The sequence below is a fragment of the Paracoccus aminovorans genome, assembly GCF_001546115.1.
Taxonomy (GTDB): Bacteria; Pseudomonadota; Alphaproteobacteria; order Rhodobacterales; family Rhodobacteraceae; genus Paracoccus; species Paracoccus aminovorans_B.
Genome location: NZ_KQ955208.1, coordinates 1,685,640 through 1,701,476, shown reverse-complemented (window position 1 = coordinate 1,701,476; position 15,837 = coordinate 1,685,640). Strand labels below are relative to the sequence as shown.

The following is a 15,837-nucleotide window of genomic DNA, read 5'->3' as shown; positions in this document are numbered from 1 at the left end:
CTTACTCCGCCAGTTCGCGCAGGATACCATTCAGGACGGGGCGGCCGGTCGCCGTCGCGGCCAGCCGGACGCCCCGATGGGTAACGAGACCGAGCCCGATCAGATCCGCAAGCTGCCGCTGCGGCAGCCGCGCGCCATGGGCGAGATAGCGCGGGATCTCCATCCCCTCGGCCAGCCGCATCGCCATCAGCAGGTATTCGACGGCCCGGTCGGACAGCGTCAACACATCGCGCAGGCTGTCGCCATTGCCGCGCGCTTCCACCGCCGCCAGCCATTCGCCCGGTGCCCGATGCGCCTCGGTCGCCCAGCGGCCATTGCCCAGCGTCAGGCGACCATGCGCGCCCGGCCCCACCGCCGCCCAGTCGCCCTGGCGCCAGTAAACCAGGTTGTGCCGGCTTTCGGCACCCGGCCGGGCGTGGTTCGAGATCTCATAGGCCGGCATCCCCGCTGCGGCGCAGATCTCCTGCGTGTCGAGATACATGTCGGCGGAAAGATCGTCGTCCGGCAGGCCCTTGAGCCCGCCCCTGGCATGGCGGGCGCCGAAGGCGGTGCCGGGCTCGATGGTCAGCTGATAGGCCGAGAGGTGATCGACCGCCATCGACAGCGCCTGCGACAGTTCGCGGCGCCAATGCGCGCGGTCCTGGTCCTGGCGGGCATAGATCAGGTCGAAGCTGACCCGCGCAAAGCAGTCGCGGGCGATGTCGAAGGCGGCGCGGGCCTCGGCCACCGAATGCATCCGGCCGAGCCGGCGCAGGTCGTCGTCGTTCAGCGCCTGCACGCCCATCGAGACCCGGTTCACCCCGGCGTCGGCATAGGCGCGGAAGCGGCCGGTTTCGACGCTGGTCGGGTTGGCTTCCAGCGTGATCTCGATGTCGTTGGCGAAGGGCCAGGCGGCGCGGGCGGCCTCGATCACCCCGGCCACGGTTTCGGGCGCCATCAGGCTGGGCGTGCCGCCGCCGAAGAAGATGCTGTTCAGCACCCGGCCCGCGGTCTCCCGGCCCAGCCGGGCGATTTCGGACCGATAGGCGGCCAGCCAGCGGCTTTGGTCGATGCTGGCCGTGACATGGCTGTTGAAGTCGCAATAGGGGCATTTCGCGGCGCAGAAGGGCCAATGGACGTAAAGCGCAAACCCCCCTGCCCGCCAATCGTCGGTGAGGTTCGGGTCCGTGGCGAGGGCTGCGGCCGTGGCGGTCATTCCCGGTATGCGGTGACTTCGATCTCGATCTTCATTTCGGGTCGGATGAGCCCGGCGACAACCATGGTGGCGGCGGGTAACGCATGTTTCATCGCCTCGCCCAAGACCGGCACCACCTCGTCCAGGAAGGCGGTGTCGGTGATGGTGTATTGCACGCGCACGATGTCCTCGGGCACGAAACCGGCCTCGGCCAGGGTGGCGAAGATGGTGGCAAAGGCGTTGCGGGCCTGCTCGGCCGGGCTGTCGGGCATCGCCATGGCGGCATAGTCGTAGCCCGTGGTGCCCGAGACGAAGCACCACGGTCCCTTCACCACCGCGCGGCTGTAGCCGAAGGCGGTCTCGAAGGGCGAGCCGGTCGAGATCCTACGCAAAAGCCGCCTCCAGCTTGCGGAAGGCGTCGGCGCGATGGCTGATGCGGTTCTTTTCCTCGGCCGGCATCTCGGCAAAGGTGCGGGTGTGGCCGTCGGGGACGAAGATCGGGTCGTAGCCGTGGCCGTGCGGACCGCGCGGCGGCCAGACCAGATGGCCGGGGGCGATGCCCTCGAAGATCTCCTCATGCCCGTCCGGCCATAGCAGGATCAGCGTGGCGCGGAACTGCGCGGTGCGCGGTTCGGGGACATTGCGTTCGTCCAGCTCGCGCCAGGTGCGGGTCATGGCCTGCAGGAAGTCGCGGCCGTTCGGGGTTTCCGCCCAATCGGCGGTATAGACGCCGGGCGCGCCATCGAGGCCATCGACGGTGATGCCGCTGTCATCGGCCAGCACCGGCAGCCCGGTCGCCTGCATGGCGGCGCGGGCCTTGATGCGGGCATTGCCGATGAAGCTCGACTCGGTCTCGGCCGGCTCGGGCAGGCCCATTTCGCCGGCGCTGGTGACCGCGATGCCATGCGGCGCCATCATGGCGCGGATTTCGTCCAGCTTGCCGGCGTTGTGGGTGGCGACCAGCAGCTTCTTTTCCGTGAAGGCCTTCATGCCACGGCGGCCTTTTGCGCCTCGACCAGCGCGGCGATGCCGGCTTCGGCCAGGTCGAGCAGCTGGTTCATCTCGGGGCGCGAGAAGGTGGCGCCCTCGGCCGACATCTGCACCTCGATCAGCCGGCCGGCGCCGGTCAGGATGAAGTTGCCGTCGGTGCCGGCCTCGCTGTCCTCGGCATAGTCCAGGTCCAGGATCGGCTGGCCGGCATAGATGCCGCAGGACACCGCCGCGACATGGTCCAGGATCGGGTCGGTGGTGATGATATTGGCCTTCAACAGCCGGTTCACCGCCAGCCGCAGCGCCACCCAGCCGCCGGTGATCGAGGCGCAGCGCGTGCCGCCATCGGCCTGGATCACGTCGCAGTCGATGACGATCTGCCGCTCGCCCAGGGCACGTCGGTCGACGCCGGCGCGCAGGGCGCGGCCGATCAGGCGCTGGATTTCCTGGGTGCGGCCGGATTGCTTGCCCGAGGCGGCCTCGCGCCGGTTGCGGCTGTTGGTGGCGCGCGGCAGCATGCCGTATTCGGCCGTGACCCAGCCCTGCCCCGAACCCTTCAGGAAGGGCGGCGCCTTTTCCTCGATGCTGGCCGAGCACAACACCTTGGTATCGCCGCAAGAGATCAGGCAGGAGCCCTCGGCGTGCCGCATCACCCCGGTTTCGATTGAAATCGGTCGCATATCACTTAAATTCCGGCCAGAGGGGCGCATCCGTCATTCCTTTCGGGGGTTTTGCTGTTCAAATACAGGCCAGAGCCCCCCAACCGCAACCCGAGAACGCCCGACCGCCGCCGATGCCAGAAACCGCCCAGCTTTCCGACCTGAACGACCGTTCGCGCGAGGTGTTTCGCCGCGTGGTCGAATCCTATCTGGCCACCGGCGAGCCGGTCGGCTCGCGCACCCTGACCCGCGATATGACCGAAAAGGTCAGCGCCGCGACGATCCGCAACGTGATGCAGGACCTGGAATATCTGGGCCTGCTGGACCATCCGCATGTCTCGGCCGGGCGCATGCCGACGCAGCTCGGACTGCGGCTGTTCGTGGACGGGTTGATGGAGGCCGGCCCGGTCTCGACCACCGACCGCGAGATGATCGAGGAAACCCTGGGCCAGGACAGCGGCGACACCGGCGCCATGCTGGACCGGGTCAGCACGGCGCTGTCGGCGCTGACGCATGGCGCCTCGCTGGTGCTGATGCCGAAGCAAGAGGCGCCGGTGCGCCATATCGAATTCGTCAGCCTGGCGCCGGACCGCGCGCTGGTGGTGCTGGTCTTTGCCGACGGCCGGGTCGAGAACCGGGTCTTTACCCCCCCGCCCGGCCATACCGCCAGCTCGATGCGCGAGGCGGCGAATTTCCTGAACGCCGTCGCCGAGGGCCGCACGCTGGCCGACCTGCGCCGCGGCATCGCCCAGGAAATCGAGGCGAGCCGGCAGAAGCTGGACCTGATGGCGGCGCAGATGATCGCGCATGGGTTGGCGATGTGGGACGGCGACGGGTCGGACGCGCGGCTGATCGTGCGCGGCCGCGCCAACCTGCTGGAGGACGAGGCGGTGGACCTGGACCGGGTGCGCTCGCTGTTCGACGACCTGGAACGCAAGCGCGACATCGCCGAATTCCTGGAACTGGCCGAACATGGCGAGGGGGTGCGGATTTTCATCGGCTCCGAGAACAAGCTTTTTTCACTTTCCGGTTCCTCTCTGGTGGTTTCGCCCTATATGAATGCTGACCGAAAAATTGTCGGTGCGGTCGGCGTCATCGGGCCCACGCGGCTGAACTATGGCCGGATCGTGCCGATCGTCGATTACACTGCGCAGCTTGTCGGCCGGATGATCTCTGGCCGGAAAGGATGAAGGACATGACCAAGGACAACCCGAACGGCAGCCCGCTGGACGAGGATTTCGTTGACCCGCTGAGCGATGAGGTGCCCTCGCCCGATGTCGAGGCGCTGGTGGCCGAACGGGACGAATATCGCGACCGTTTCATGCGCGCGCTGGCCGATGCCGAAAACGCCCGCAAGCGCGCCGACAAGGAGCGCCGCGATGCCGAGCAATATGGCGGCTCGCGCCTGGCCCGCGACCTGCTGCCGGTGCATGACGCGCTGAGCCGCGCCCTGGACGCCGCCGGCGACGAGCAACGCGCCGCCGCTGCCGCGCTGATCGAGGGCGTCGAACTGACGCTGCGCGAGTTGAACAACGTCTTTGCCAAGCACGGCATCCATGTCATCACCCCGGCCGTGGGCGACAAGTTCGACCCGCAGCAGCACGAGGCGATGTTCGAGGCGCCGGTGCCCGGCACGGTGGCGGGCAGCATCATCCAGGTCATGGACAATGGCTTCATGCTGCATGATCGGCTGCTGAGGCCGGCCAAGGTCGGGGTCAGCTCGACACCGGCAAGCTGAGATCGCTGAAACAGGAAAACTTCGGATTTCTCCGGGGTTTTTTTGTTATCTTGTATTGGCTCGGCGCCAAAATACAAAATGTGGTTCAGTTGCCGGCAAGCACCTGACACAGACGATCCAGCTGATCCAGGTCGCGATAGGTGATGACCAATTGCCCGCCCTCGCTGCCGGCATGGTTGATCGCCACCTTCATCTTGAGATGCGCGGAAAGATCGCCCTCCAGCGCGCGGGTATCGGCATCCTTTTCTGGCTTGGCCGCTTTGGGTCTCGCGGCCGTGCCCTCGGCTTGGCGGCGAACGAGTTCCTCGGTCTCGCGCACCGAGAGGTTCTTCTCGATCACCTTGCGCGCCAGTTCGACCGCATTCGGCGCAGTGATCAGGGCGCGAGCGTGGCCCGCAGTCAGCTTGCCCTCCTTGAGCCAGGCCTGCACCTGTTCCGGCAGGTTCAGCAAGCGCAGCAGGTTGGCGATGTGGCTGCGGCTCTTGTTCAGCGCTTCGCCCAGCTTTTCCTGCGTGTGGCCGAAACGCTCCATGAGCTGGCGATAAGAGGCCGCCTCCTCGATCGCATTCAGGTCGGCGCGCTGGATATTCTCGACGATCGCCACCTCCAGCACCTCGGTATCGCTGAAGTCGCGCACGATGGCCGGAACCTCATGCAACTGCGCGATCTGGGCGGCACGCCAACGCCGCTCTCCGGCGACGATCTGGTAAAGACCCTGATCGGTCGGATGCGGCCGCACGATCAAGGGCTGCAACATGCCCCGCGCCTTGAGCGAATCCGCCAGCTCCTGCAGGGCCTCCGGCGCAAAGCTGCGGCGCGGCTGGTCCGGATTGGGCGTCAGCTGCTCGACCGGAATCACCTGCCGCGGCGCCGGGCGTTCCGAGGGGATCAGATCGACATCCGCCATCAGCGCCGACAGGCCGCGACCAAGCCCGCGCTTTTCCAGTTTATGATCGGACATGATCCCCCCTTAGGCCGTGGCGAGTTGACGAGACAGAAATTCCTTGGCGAGCTCGCGATAGGCGGCGCTGCCCTTGGAATGCGGATCGTATTGCAGCACCGGCATGGCATGCGACGGCGCCTCGGACAGGCGCACGTTCCGCGGAATGACGGTCCGGTAGACCAGGCCAGAAAGCGTGCTGCGGGCGTCCGCCTCGACCTGCTGGGAGAGGTTGTTGCGGCTGTCCGACATGGTCAGCAAGATGCCCTCGATCCGCAGATCAGGATTGGCGGCTTGCCTGACTTCGCGCACGGTCATCAGCAGCTGCGATAGACCCTCCAATGCGTAGAACTCGGCCTGCAGGGGCACCAAAACGCTGTCGGCGGCCACCATGGCGTTCACGGTCAGCAGGCCCAGCGCCGGCGGGCAATCGATGAGAATGTAATCGAATCCAGTGGCTTGCGACAGTTTCCGGCGCAGAAGCTGGGTGCGGCCCGGGCGGCTGGACAGCTGGAAATCAGCCGAGGCGAGATCATGGTTCGACGGCACGATGCGCAGATTGTTGATATCCGTGTCCTGCAGCGTCTGCGCCAGATCCTGCTCGCCGGACAGCAGATCATAGGCATTGGTCTGGCGCTCTTCCAACGGAACGCCAAGACCGGTCGAGGCATTTCCTTGCGGGTCAAGATCAATGATAATCACCCGTTGGCCCTGCTCGGCCAAAGCAGCCCCCAGGTTGATCGCGGTGGTGGTCTTGCCGACCCCACCCTTCTGGTTTGCCACCGCGACGATGCGAGCTTCAGACATGGCGGATTCCCGTGATCTCCAGAATGGCAGCATCTGGATCAGTGCTGCTTTGATGCGCCTTCATGTCGAAACTCCAAGCTTTGCGAGCTTCAGCGACCTCTTTCTGCCAATTCCGGCCCTTCATCAGCCAAGCCGTCCCCTCTGGCGAAAGATGTCGATCCACATATGCCATGAGCTGGGGCAGCGGGGCAAGCGCCCGCGCGCTGATATTCGCGGCATTCTGCCTGTCGGCCATTTCGATGCGCCGACAGATCACGTCAGCATTCTGAAGCGCCAGTTCTCGAATCGCGTTGCGCAAAAATGCCGCTTTCCGTTGATCGCTCTCAAGCAGCCGCACTGGAATCTGGGGATGCGCAATGGCAATGACCAAACCTGGCAGGCCGCCACCCGATCCGAGATCCAGCCATAGGTCGGGTGTGGGCTGCGCAAGACGCGCAAGCTGAAGCGCATCGGCGATGTGTCTGGATTCGAGCTGATCCACCGTGCTCGGCGCAATAAGATTGATTGCCGGGTTCCACTTTCTGAGCAGTCCCGCGAACGCCTCCAGGCGCTCTGTTTCACGTGAAACAATCATGCACTGCGCCGCTGCTCGGCCCGGATCAAGGCCAGGATGAGCGTCAAGGCGGCCGGCGTCATCCCCTCGATCTGTCCTGCTGCCGCCAAGGTTTGCGGGCGGAAACGTTGCAGCTTCGCCTTAAGTTCGTTGGAAAGCCCGGAAACCGAGGCGTAATCAAAGCTGTCGGGGATGCGTACAGCCTCTTCCCTCCGAAGCATCTCTGCGTCCCGCTCCTGCCGCTGCGTATATTGCTGATACAGCGCGTCAGTGGCCAATTGGACAAGAATACCCTGGCCCTCCTGCGCAAGCTGTTCATCCAGCTGCAAAACCTGCTCTGCGGAGAACTCCTGCTGGGCGAGCAAGGCAAACACGCTACGCCGGACCCCATCATGCCGGACGTCCAAGCCAAATCGCGCCAATTCGGTGGGTGTGAAGCTGACCGCTTCGGCGCGGGCTCGCGCCGCAGAATACCGCCGCATCTTATCGGTGAAGGCTTCGCGTCGAACGTGCCCAACACATCCGATCTCCAGTCCCAACGGCGTAAGGCGCTGGTCGGCATTGTCCGCACGCAGGGAGAGCCTGAACTCGGCGCGGGACGTAAACATGCGATAGGGTTCGCTGACCCCGCGTGTCACCAGATCGTCGATCATGACGCCGATGTAGCTTTGTGAACGGCTGAAAACCTGGGCCGGCCGGCCTTGCGCACGCAGAGCCGCATTCAACCCGGCGACCAACCCCTGCGCCGCGGCTTCCTCATATCCCGTCGTGCCGTTGATCTGTCCTGCCAGGAACAGGCCGGCCAGGGATTTGACTTGCAAAGTCGGCGTCAAGGCGCGAGGGTCGACGTAATCATATTCGACCGCGTAACCGGGTTGCGCGATGACTGCCTCTTCAAGCCCCCGAATGGAACGGACATAAGCCAGCTGGACTTCTTCTGGTAACGAGGTTGAAATGCCGTTGGGATAGACGAGATCACTGTCCAAACCCTCAGGCTCCAGGAAAATCTGGTGAGACTCCTTGTCGGCGAAGCGAACGACCTTGTCCTCGATCGAAGGGCAATAGCGCGGCCCGACCCCGTCGATCCGACCGCCATACATCGCGGAGCGGCTTAGATTATCCTGTATAATCCGATGCGTCGTGGCATTGGTATGCGTAATCGAGCAACTGATCTGCCGCACCTGCGGGCCGCTGTTCAAATAGGAGAAGACGACCGGCTCGTCATCGCCAGGCTGTTGCTCGAGGATACCCCAGTCGATGCTGCGCCGTTCGAGCCTTGGTGGCGTGCCCGTCTTCAGCCGCCCTACGGGCAAGTTCAACGGACGAAGCGAGGCGGCAAGGGATTGCGAGGCCGGATCGCCCCAGCGGCCTGCTTGGCGTGTTACATCTCCGATATGGATAAGCCCGTTCAGGAATGTTCCCGTCGTCAGCACCACTTGCTGCGCGGCGAGTTCACTGCCATCGCTGAGCCGGACACCGTGGATCTTACCGTTCTCGTGCAGCAACTCGGCCGCCTCGCCCGGAACAAGGGCAAGATTGGGCTGCGAGAGCACGGCCGCTTGGGCGGCGGAACGGTAGAGCTGGCGATCCGCCTGGGCACGCGGCCCTTGGACAGCCGGCCCCTTGCGTCGGTTCAGCAAGCGAAACTGGATTCCGGCAGCATCAGCGAGTCGGCCCATGACGCCATCCAGCGCGTCCACTTCACGCACCAGATGACCTTTGCCCAAGCCGCCGATCGCCGGATTGCAAGACATTGTGCCAAGATCTTCCAGGCGCAGCGTAACCAGGGCTGTTTCCGCGCCCATGCGGGCCGAAGCCATGGCAGCTTCGACTCCGGCATGGCCGCCACCAATCACCACGACATCGAATTGTTTCACGTGAAACCCTACTTTCCGATGCAGAACGAGCTGAAAATCTCGTCCAGATATTCTTCCGCGCCAATCCGGCCGACCATCGCGGCCAGAGCTTGAATGGCCTGGCGAAGCGATTCGGCAACAAACTCAGGCGATCGCATGGGCAACTGAAGCGCTTCATGAGCACGCTCCAGCGCCTCCGCCTGACGCTTGTGGCTGATCAGGCCGGAATCGGCCGCCCGGATTCGCAACCGATCATAGACCAGGTCGAGAAGTTCTGCGACCCCCTGCCCGGTAGCCGCAGAGACTGACAGCCCCTCGGCTTGTGAAAGATCGCTCTTGGAACGCACCACAATGTCGTCCGGCCCCCAAGGTTCGCTCGGCATTCCTTCCGGCGAAAGATGGATGCGCAGGTCCGAGGCCTCGGCGCGAGCTCTGGCGCGGGAAATTCCCATGGCCTCTATGACGTCTTGGCTTTCGCGAAGTCCCGCGGTGTCCAGAAATGTGACCGGCAGGCCACGAAGGTCGGTGCGCAGTTCAAGAATATCGCGCGTCGTTCCGGCAATATCCGAAACCAGCGCGACGTCTCTTTGCCCGATCCGGTTGAGCAGCGTCGATTTTCCGGCATTCGGAGGCCCGATGATCGCCACTTCATAGCCCTGCCGCAAGCGCTCGGTTGCGGGATAGCGAGCCAGCATGTGTCGGATTTCCGCCTGGACCGCTTCGACGATCTGAAACACCTCGCCGGGTATTTCGTCGGGAACTTCCTCATCGGCAAAGTCGATGCTGGCCTCGACCAGGGCGCCGGCGCGAATCAGGCTGGCTCGCAGGCTATCCGCCTTTTCGCTCAACTCGCCCTCGGTGGCGCGCATGGCCAGGCGGCGTTGTGCTTCTGTTTCGGCGGAAAGCAGGTCCGCCAGGCCTTCGGCCTCGGCCAGATCCATCCGTCCGTTCAGGAAGGCCCGACGCGTGAACTCGCCCGGGTCAGCGCGCCGGAGGCCGCGTTGCAGCAGGGCCTCGGTCAATCGGCTTGCAATGACCGGTGCGCCATGCAGATGCAGTTCCGCGACTTCTTCACCGGTGAAGCTGTGGCCCTCGGCAAACCAGATCACCAGGGCGCGATCGATCAGATCGTCGCCATCCCGCAATGGCCGCACAACGGCCAGGCGCGGTTGCGCCAGCGGACCGGCAAGCGATTCCACCGCGGACCGCGCCTGCGGACCGCTCAGACGAACAACGGAAACGCCCCCCCGGCCAGGAGGCGTTGCCTCGGCAAAGATCGTGTCCACCGCATCCTCCGCGCCGTCAGGCGTTCATCGAATCGAAGAATTCGCCGTTGGTCTTGGTCTGCTTCAGCTTCGAGATCAGGAACTCGATCGCATCGGTGGTGCCCATCGGGTTCAGGATGCGGCGCAGCAGGTAAGTCTTCTGCAAGTCCTTGGAATCGACCAGGAGTTCCTCTTTCCGGGTGCCGGATTTCAGGATGTCCATGGCCGGGAACACGCGCTTGTCGGCGACCTTGCGGTCCAGCACGATCTCGCTGTTGCCGGTGCCCTTGAATTCCTCGAAGATCACCTCGTCCATGCGCGAGCCGGTGTCGATCAGCGCCGTGGCGATGATGGTCAGCGAGCCGCCCTCCTCGATATTCCGCGCCGCGCCGAAGAACCGCTTCGGGCGCTGCAAGGCGTTGGCGTCGACGCCGCCGGTCAGGACCTTGCCCGAGCTGGGCACCACGGTATTGAAGGCTCTACCAAGTCTTGTGATCGAATCCAGCAGGATCACCACATCTCGCTTGTGCTCGACCAGCCGCTTGGCCTTTTCGATCACCATCTCGGACACGGCGACGTGCCGGCTGGCCGGCTCGTCAAAGGTCGAGGAAACCACCTCGCCCTTGACCGAGCGCTGCATGTCAGTCACTTCTTCCGGCCGCTCGTCGATCAGCAGCACGATCAGGTAGCATTCGGGATGATTGTTGGCGATCGAATGCGCGATGTTCTGCAGCAGCACGGTCTTGCCGGTGCGCGGTGGCGCCACGATCAGCGAGCGCTGGCCCTTGCCGATCGGCGCCACCAGGTCGATGATCCGGGCCGAGCGATCCTTGATCGTCGGATCCTCGATTTCCATCTTCAGCCGCTCATTCGGATAAAGCGGCGTCAGGTTGTCAAAGGCGACCTTGTGGCGCGCCTTTTCCGGATCCTCGAAATTGATCCGCTCGACCTTGGTCAGGGCGAAGTAACGCTCGTTCTCGCCCGGCGCACGGATCACGCCCTCGACGGTGTCGCCGGTGCGCAGCGCATGCTGGCGGATCATGTCGGGGCTGACATAGATATCGTCGGGGCCGGGCAGATAGTTCGCCTCGGTCGAGCGCAGGAAGCCGAAACCGTCCTGGACCACTTCCAGCACGCCGTCGCCGCCGATGTCGTAACCTTCCTCGGCATGCTCCTTGAGGATCGAGAACATCATCTCGCCCTTGCGCATGGTCGAGGCGTTCTCGATCTCCCACTCCTCGGCCATCGACAGCAGGTCGGCCGGGCTCTTGGCCTTGAGATCGGACAGGTTAAGACGTTCTTCGGTCATGTCTCGCCTATGCGCGCAAGTGCCGGGGTCGGACCGGGCCGCGCGAAAAACTGTGTCTGGAAAGATTCCGCCGGACGGCGGACAGGGCTCACATAGGCAGAAAGCGGCCGCGAGTCAATTCTTCAGAACTTCACGATCACCGAGAGCACGATCAGCGCCATCAGCAGCGTCGGCACTTCGTTCATCATCCGGTAGCGGCGCCCGCTCAGCCCGCGCCCGGACAACAGCGCCCTGCGCTGCCCGGACAGCCACATGTGAAACCAGGTCATCCCCAGCACGCCCGCCGCCTTGGTCCAGGGCCAGACCATGCTCCAATCCACGATGCCGGGCGTCATGACCAGCGCCAGCCCGGCCAGCCAGCTGACCACCATCGCCGGGTTCATGATCATCCGCAGCAGCTTCTGCTCCATGATCGCAAAGGATTGCCCCGGCTCGGCGCCGTTCTGGCCGCGTTCCACGTGATAGACGAACAGCCTGGGCAGGTAGAACAGCCCGGCCATCCAGGAAATCACCGCCATGACATGCAGCGCCTTCACCCAAGGGTAAGCGAGGGACAGGAAATCGGTCATCGGGCACCTCCGAGGCCATCTCCTCTAACAAAAAAGAAAGAAGATAAAGAAAGATGATGTTGTTGTTGGGCCTGTGGATGACGGGATTGCGCTGTTCCACGGCAGATCTCCCCAGCCGCAGCCGGTTGGGGAGAAAAATCCCGTTAACCATTCGTTAAGAAATTACCGAAGTGAAATCAGCATATTGTGACAAAGACCTCTGTGGATAAATTTGTGAAAGATTTTCTTGTCCACAGACTGTTGACGGCGATCCGGCGGGTTTTCTACATGGGGACAAACCCGTTTCGTTCACGCGGGCCGCGGCGGGGTCATGCACAGGCCGGCGCGGGCAGGCCGGATCTCCACAATCCATGCCGGGTGAGTCGCGGCGGCTTATCCACAGGGTTATGCCGAACCGCCCGCGCGGGCCTTCACTTCAGCAGGCCGGCTTCGCGGTAATAGCGCGCGGCGCCGGGATGCAGCGGGATGCCGATGCCTTGCAATGCACGATCGGGCGCGATGTCGCGCCCCCGGGCGTGGCCGGCGTCCAGCAGCCGGCGGCTGCGCGCGCTCCACAGCGCCCGGGTGATGTCGTGGATCAGCGCCTCGGGCTGGTCGGCCGAGGTGATCCACTGCGCGCCGACGCTGATCGTCGCGACATCGGCGTCCTGTCCGTCATAGGTGCTGGCCGGGATCGTGGCGCGGGCCAGGAAGCCGTGCTCGCCCATCAGCCCCTGGGCCAGCGCGCCGTCGATGGGCAGGATGCGGATCGGCTGCTGGCTGGCGAGTTCCGCGATGGCGCCGGCCGGATAGCCGCCGACGAAGAACAGCGCGTCAAGCTGGCCCTGCTGCATTGCCGCGCCGGCCTCGTCCAGCGTCAAATAGAGGGGTGAAATGTCCCGTTCGGACAGCCCGGCCCCGGCCAGGATGGCTCGGGCATCGACCAGCGTGCCCGAGCCGGGCTCGTCCAGCGATACCCGCTTGCCGCGCAGGTCGGCGACCGATTCGATCTGCGCGCCGTCGCGCACCACCAGATGGATGGCCTCGGGGTATAGATTGGCGATGGCGCGCAGCTTGTCGGCCTTGGGCCTGTCCTGCCAGATCCCGCCGCCGGAATAGGCCCAGGCGGCGACGTCGCCCTGGACGAAGCCCGATTCCAGCGCCCCGCCCTGCACCGCCTCGGCATTCGCCACCGATCCGGTCGAGGCCAGGGCCGAGGCGACCAGCCCCGGCACGCCGCATTCGCCCGGCTCGGCGCAGGCCCTTGCTCCCGGCGGCGCCGAAATCGCTTGGGCCAGCAAACCGCCGATGGGATAATAGGTGCCCGCCGTGCTACCGGTGCCGATGCGAAAGAACGAGGGCCCCGGGTTGTCGGCCGCCTGCTGCGCCAGCGCATTGCCGGCCAGAAGCAGCGCCAGCGCGGCGACGATTCCCAACCCAGTCCTGCGCCGCATGGCCCGCCCTCTTCGCCCGGATCCCTGCGCCAAGCTTGCGCCGCGCCGCCGGGGCTGGCAACCCGGCCCGCGGCGGCTTTCGGCGGCCGCGCACGAAATCGCGCGCGGCGTGATCCGTTTGCGTCATCCATGCGTCGTATTTGAAGAGCGCTGGCGGCGAAAACGGGTGCATTCCTGAAAACAGCACGTCCCCCATAGCCAGCGGAATCAAGCCATGCTGAACACAGTCGAGATCCTGAACCAACTCGCCAACCGCCAGAAGAATTTCGCGCTGCCCCGCGATCTTTACTGCGACGAGGGCGTTTTCCAGACCGACCTCGCGCAGATCTGGTACAAGGAATGGCTGTTCGCCGTTCCGGCCTGCGAGATTCCCAAGACCGGCAACTATGCCACCATGCAGGTCGGCGCCTATCCGGTGCTGATCGTGCGCGGCGGCGACGGCAAGGTGCGGGCCTTCCACAACGTCTGCCGCCACCGCGGCCAGCGCCTGTGCTCCAAGCCGAACGGCTCGACCCCGAAGCTGGTCTGCCCCTATCACCAGTGGACCTATGAGCTGGACGGCAAGCTGCTCTATGCCCGCGACATGGGCGACGATTTCGACGCCTCGAAATTCGGGCTGAAGCCGGTGCATTGCGTGGACCTGAACGGCATGGTCTTCATCTGCCTGGCCGAGGTGCCGCCCGCCATCGCCGATGTGGCCAAGCAGCTGATGTCCTACTTGGCGCCCAGTGCGCTGGCCGATGCCAAGGTGGCCTATTCCTCGACCATCATCGAGAACGGCAACTGGAAGCTGGTGATCGAGAACAACCGCGAATGCTATCATTGCGGCGGCAGCCACCCCTCTCTCTGCCGGACCTATTCCGACAACCCGAACATGACCGCGATGGAAGGCCCCGACAGCGCCAGCCCCGACATCCTGGCGCATTGGAAGCGCTGCGAAGAGGCCGGCCTGCCCTCGCGCTTCGTCAACCACCCCAAGATGCAATGGCGCCTGGCCCGCATCCCGCTGCTGAACAACGCCGAAAGCTACACCATGAGCACCAAGGCCGCGGTCGCGAAGCGCATGGGCAGCATGCCCTTCAACGACGCCGGCAGCCTGCTGTTCTTCCATTATCCGAACACCTGGAACCACTTCCTGGCCGACCACGCCATCGTCTTCCGCGTGCTGCCGATCAGCCCGACCGAAACCCAGGTCACCACGAACTGGCTGGTGCACAAGGACGCGGTCGAGGGCGTGGACTACAATATCGAGGACCTGACCACCGTCTGGATCAACACCAATGACGAGGACCGCCAGGTCGTCGAGGAAAACCAGAAGGGCATCCTGTCGCCGGCCTATGAGCCGGGCCCCTATTCCTCGATCCAGGAAGAGGGCGTGGTGCAGTTCATCGACTGGTATGCCGACACCATGATCGGCCGCCTGTCCCCCACCCCGGCGATGGCGGCGGAATAATGGCGGTCCTGGTCAAGGCATTCGGCGACCGGCCCTGGAAGGACGACGAGCCGCTGGAATGCGTGATGGTGGTGCCCGAATGCACGGACACCGCCACCTTCACCTTTCGCGCGCCCTCGGGGGCCTGGTTCGACTATCAGCCGGGGCAGTTCATCACGCTGGACCTGCCGGTGCCGGGCGGCAACGTCCAGCGCACCTATACCATCAGCTCCAGCCCGTCGCGGCCGCTGTCGATCTCGGTGACGGTCAAGGCCGGTCCCGACAGCATCGGCACGCGCTGGATGCTGGACCACCTGCGGCCGGGGATGCGGCTCAAGGCCTATGGGCCCAGCGGCATCTTCAGCTTCGTCAAGCACGAGGCGCCGAAATACCTGTTCATTTCGGCCGGATCCGGCATCACCCCGGTCATGTCGATGACGACCTGGGCCTGGGATTCGGGCGAGATGCCGGACATCGTCTTTGTCCACGCCGCCCGCACCCCCAGCGAGATCATCTTCCGCCAGCGGCTGGAAGGCATGGCCGACCGCGTGCCCGGCCTGCAGCTGCGCTTTACCATCGAACAAAGCGACCCGTTTCGCACCTGGCACGGCTACAGCGGCCGGCTGAACCAGATCATGCTGGGCCTGATGGCGCCCGACTACCTGGAACGCGAGGTGTTCTGCTGCGGCCCCGAGCCCTTCATGCAGGCGGTGCGCGACATGCTGATCGCGCTCGGCTTCGACATGGACCATTACCATCAGGAAAGCTTCGGCGCCCCGATCCGCACCGAATCCGATGCCCCGGTGCTGGACGACGTGGTGCTGGACGATGCCGCCGGCGCGCAGATCACCTTTGCCGCCTCGGGCATCACCGCGAAATGCGCCGAGACCGACACGGTGCTGGCGGTGGCCAAGGCGAACGGGCTGAACATCCCCTCGGGTTGCACCTTCGGCCTGTGCGGCACCTGCAAGATCAGGAAGACCTCGGGCGAGGTGCATATGGTCCACAACGGCGGCATCACCGACGACGACATCGAGGCAGGCTATATCCTGGCCTGCTGCTCGCATCCCATGGGCGCCATCGCCGTCGAAGTCTGAGCTTGGCGTGTGTCG

16 protein-coding genes are annotated in these 15,837 nt (G+C 64.7%); 4 read left to right on the top strand and 12 right to left on the bottom strand.

The window, feature by feature from the left end; genetic code table 11:
- Position 1: 1 nt before the first annotated feature.
- Genes hemW through rph form a run of 4 tightly spaced genes read right to left on the bottom strand, consistent with a single transcriptional unit; the run spans position 2 to position 2,874 of the window.
- On the bottom strand, positions 2–1,195 hold the full coding sequence (gene hemW / locus ASV56_RS08750; protein ID WP_062561631.1) for a radical SAM family heme chaperone HemW: 1,194 nt from the start codon (positions 1,193–1,195) through the stop codon (positions 2–4).
- Positions 1,192–1,566 (bottom strand): RidA family protein, encoded by a 375-nt coding sequence (locus tag ASV56_RS08745; RefSeq protein ID WP_062561630.1) that lies wholly within the window; start codon positions 1,564–1,566, stop codon positions 1,192–1,194. The genes hemW and ASV56_RS08745 overlap by 4 nt, the downstream gene beginning before the upstream one ends.
- Complete coding sequence (gene rdgB, locus ASV56_RS08740) at positions 1,559–2,164, bottom strand: RdgB/HAM1 family non-canonical purine NTP pyrophosphatase (RefSeq protein WP_062561629.1); 606 nt, start codon at positions 2,162–2,164, stop codon at positions 1,559–1,561. The genes ASV56_RS08745 and rdgB overlap by 8 nt, the downstream gene beginning before the upstream one ends.
- Positions 2,161–2,874, bottom strand: a complete 714-nt coding sequence (rph, locus tag ASV56_RS08735) for a ribonuclease PH (RefSeq protein WP_062561628.1) — start codon at positions 2,872–2,874, stop codon at positions 2,161–2,163. Before rph ends, rdgB begins: the two co-directional genes overlap by 4 nt.
- A gap of 83 nt (positions 2,875–2,957) precedes the next feature.
- Between rph and hrcA the strand changes: the two genes are divergently transcribed.
- Positions 2,958–4,013 carry a heat-inducible transcriptional repressor HrcA gene (gene hrcA, locus ASV56_RS08730; protein WP_062561627.1) on the top strand — a complete coding sequence of 352 codons (1,056 nt, stop codon included), beginning with the start codon at positions 2,958–2,960 and terminating at the stop codon, positions 4,011–4,013.
- Positions 4,014–4,018: 5 nt separating this feature from the next.
- Positions 4,019–4,561 carry a nucleotide exchange factor GrpE gene (locus tag ASV56_RS08725; RefSeq protein WP_026155228.1) on the top strand — a complete coding sequence of 181 codons (543 nt, stop codon included), beginning with the start codon at positions 4,019–4,021 and terminating at the stop codon, positions 4,559–4,561.
- Between the two features lie 85 nt (positions 4,562–4,646).
- Here the strand turns inward: ASV56_RS08725 and ASV56_RS08720 are convergent, their stop codons facing one another.
- From ASV56_RS08720 to ASV56_RS08685, 8 genes are all read right to left on the bottom strand, one after another.
- Complete coding sequence (locus ASV56_RS08720; protein ID WP_062561626.1) at positions 4,647–5,522, bottom strand: ParB/RepB/Spo0J family partition protein; 876 nt, start codon at positions 5,520–5,522, stop codon at positions 4,647–4,649.
- 9 nt (positions 5,523–5,531) lie between these two features.
- Positions 5,532–6,308 carry a ParA family protein gene (locus ASV56_RS08715; protein WP_062561625.1) on the bottom strand — a complete coding sequence of 259 codons (777 nt, stop codon included), beginning with the start codon at positions 6,306–6,308 and terminating at the stop codon, positions 5,532–5,534.
- Positions 6,301–6,882, bottom strand: a complete 582-nt coding sequence (gene rsmG, locus ASV56_RS22690) for a 16S rRNA (guanine(527)-N(7))-methyltransferase RsmG (RefSeq protein ID WP_082724770.1) — start codon at positions 6,880–6,882, stop codon at positions 6,301–6,303. Before rsmG ends, ASV56_RS08715 begins: the two co-directional genes overlap by 8 nt.
- Complete coding sequence (gene mnmG, locus ASV56_RS08705) at positions 6,879–8,738, bottom strand: tRNA uridine-5-carboxymethylaminomethyl(34) synthesis enzyme MnmG (RefSeq protein ID WP_062561623.1); 1,860 nt, start codon at positions 8,736–8,738, stop codon at positions 6,879–6,881. The genes rsmG and mnmG overlap by 4 nt, the downstream gene beginning before the upstream one ends.
- A gap of 8 nt (positions 8,739–8,746) precedes the next feature.
- Positions 8,747–10,003, bottom strand: coding sequence for a tRNA uridine-5-carboxymethylaminomethyl(34) synthesis GTPase MnmE (gene mnmE / locus ASV56_RS08700; protein WP_062561622.1), 1,257 nt, complete (start codon positions 10,001–10,003; stop codon positions 8,747–8,749).
- Positions 10,004–10,019: 16 nt separating this feature from the next.
- Positions 10,020–11,291, bottom strand: a complete 1,272-nt coding sequence (gene rho, locus ASV56_RS08695; protein ID WP_062561621.1) for a transcription termination factor Rho — start codon at positions 11,289–11,291, stop codon at positions 10,020–10,022.
- Positions 11,292–11,413: 122 nt separating this feature from the next.
- Positions 11,414–11,860 carry a CopD family protein gene (locus ASV56_RS08690; RefSeq protein ID WP_062561620.1) on the bottom strand — a complete coding sequence of 149 codons (447 nt, stop codon included), beginning with the start codon at positions 11,858–11,860 and terminating at the stop codon, positions 11,414–11,416.
- Positions 11,861–12,270: 410 nt separating this feature from the next.
- Positions 12,271–13,293, bottom strand: coding sequence for a TAXI family TRAP transporter solute-binding subunit (locus ASV56_RS08685; protein ID WP_062561619.1), 1,023 nt, complete (start codon positions 13,291–13,293; stop codon positions 12,271–12,273).
- A 214-nt stretch (positions 13,294–13,507) separates the two neighbouring features.
- Between ASV56_RS08685 and ASV56_RS08680 the strand changes: the two genes are divergently transcribed.
- Both ASV56_RS08680 and ASV56_RS08675 read left to right on the top strand, forming a co-directional pair.
- Complete coding sequence (locus tag ASV56_RS08680) at positions 13,508–14,746, top strand: aromatic ring-hydroxylating oxygenase subunit alpha (protein ID WP_062561618.1); 1,239 nt, start codon at positions 13,508–13,510, stop codon at positions 14,744–14,746.
- Positions 14,746–15,822, top strand: a complete 1,077-nt coding sequence (locus ASV56_RS08675; protein WP_062561617.1) for an FAD-binding oxidoreductase — start codon at positions 14,746–14,748, stop codon at positions 15,820–15,822. Before ASV56_RS08680 ends, ASV56_RS08675 begins: the two co-directional genes overlap by 1 nt.
- Positions 15,823–15,837: the final 15 nt, after the last annotated feature.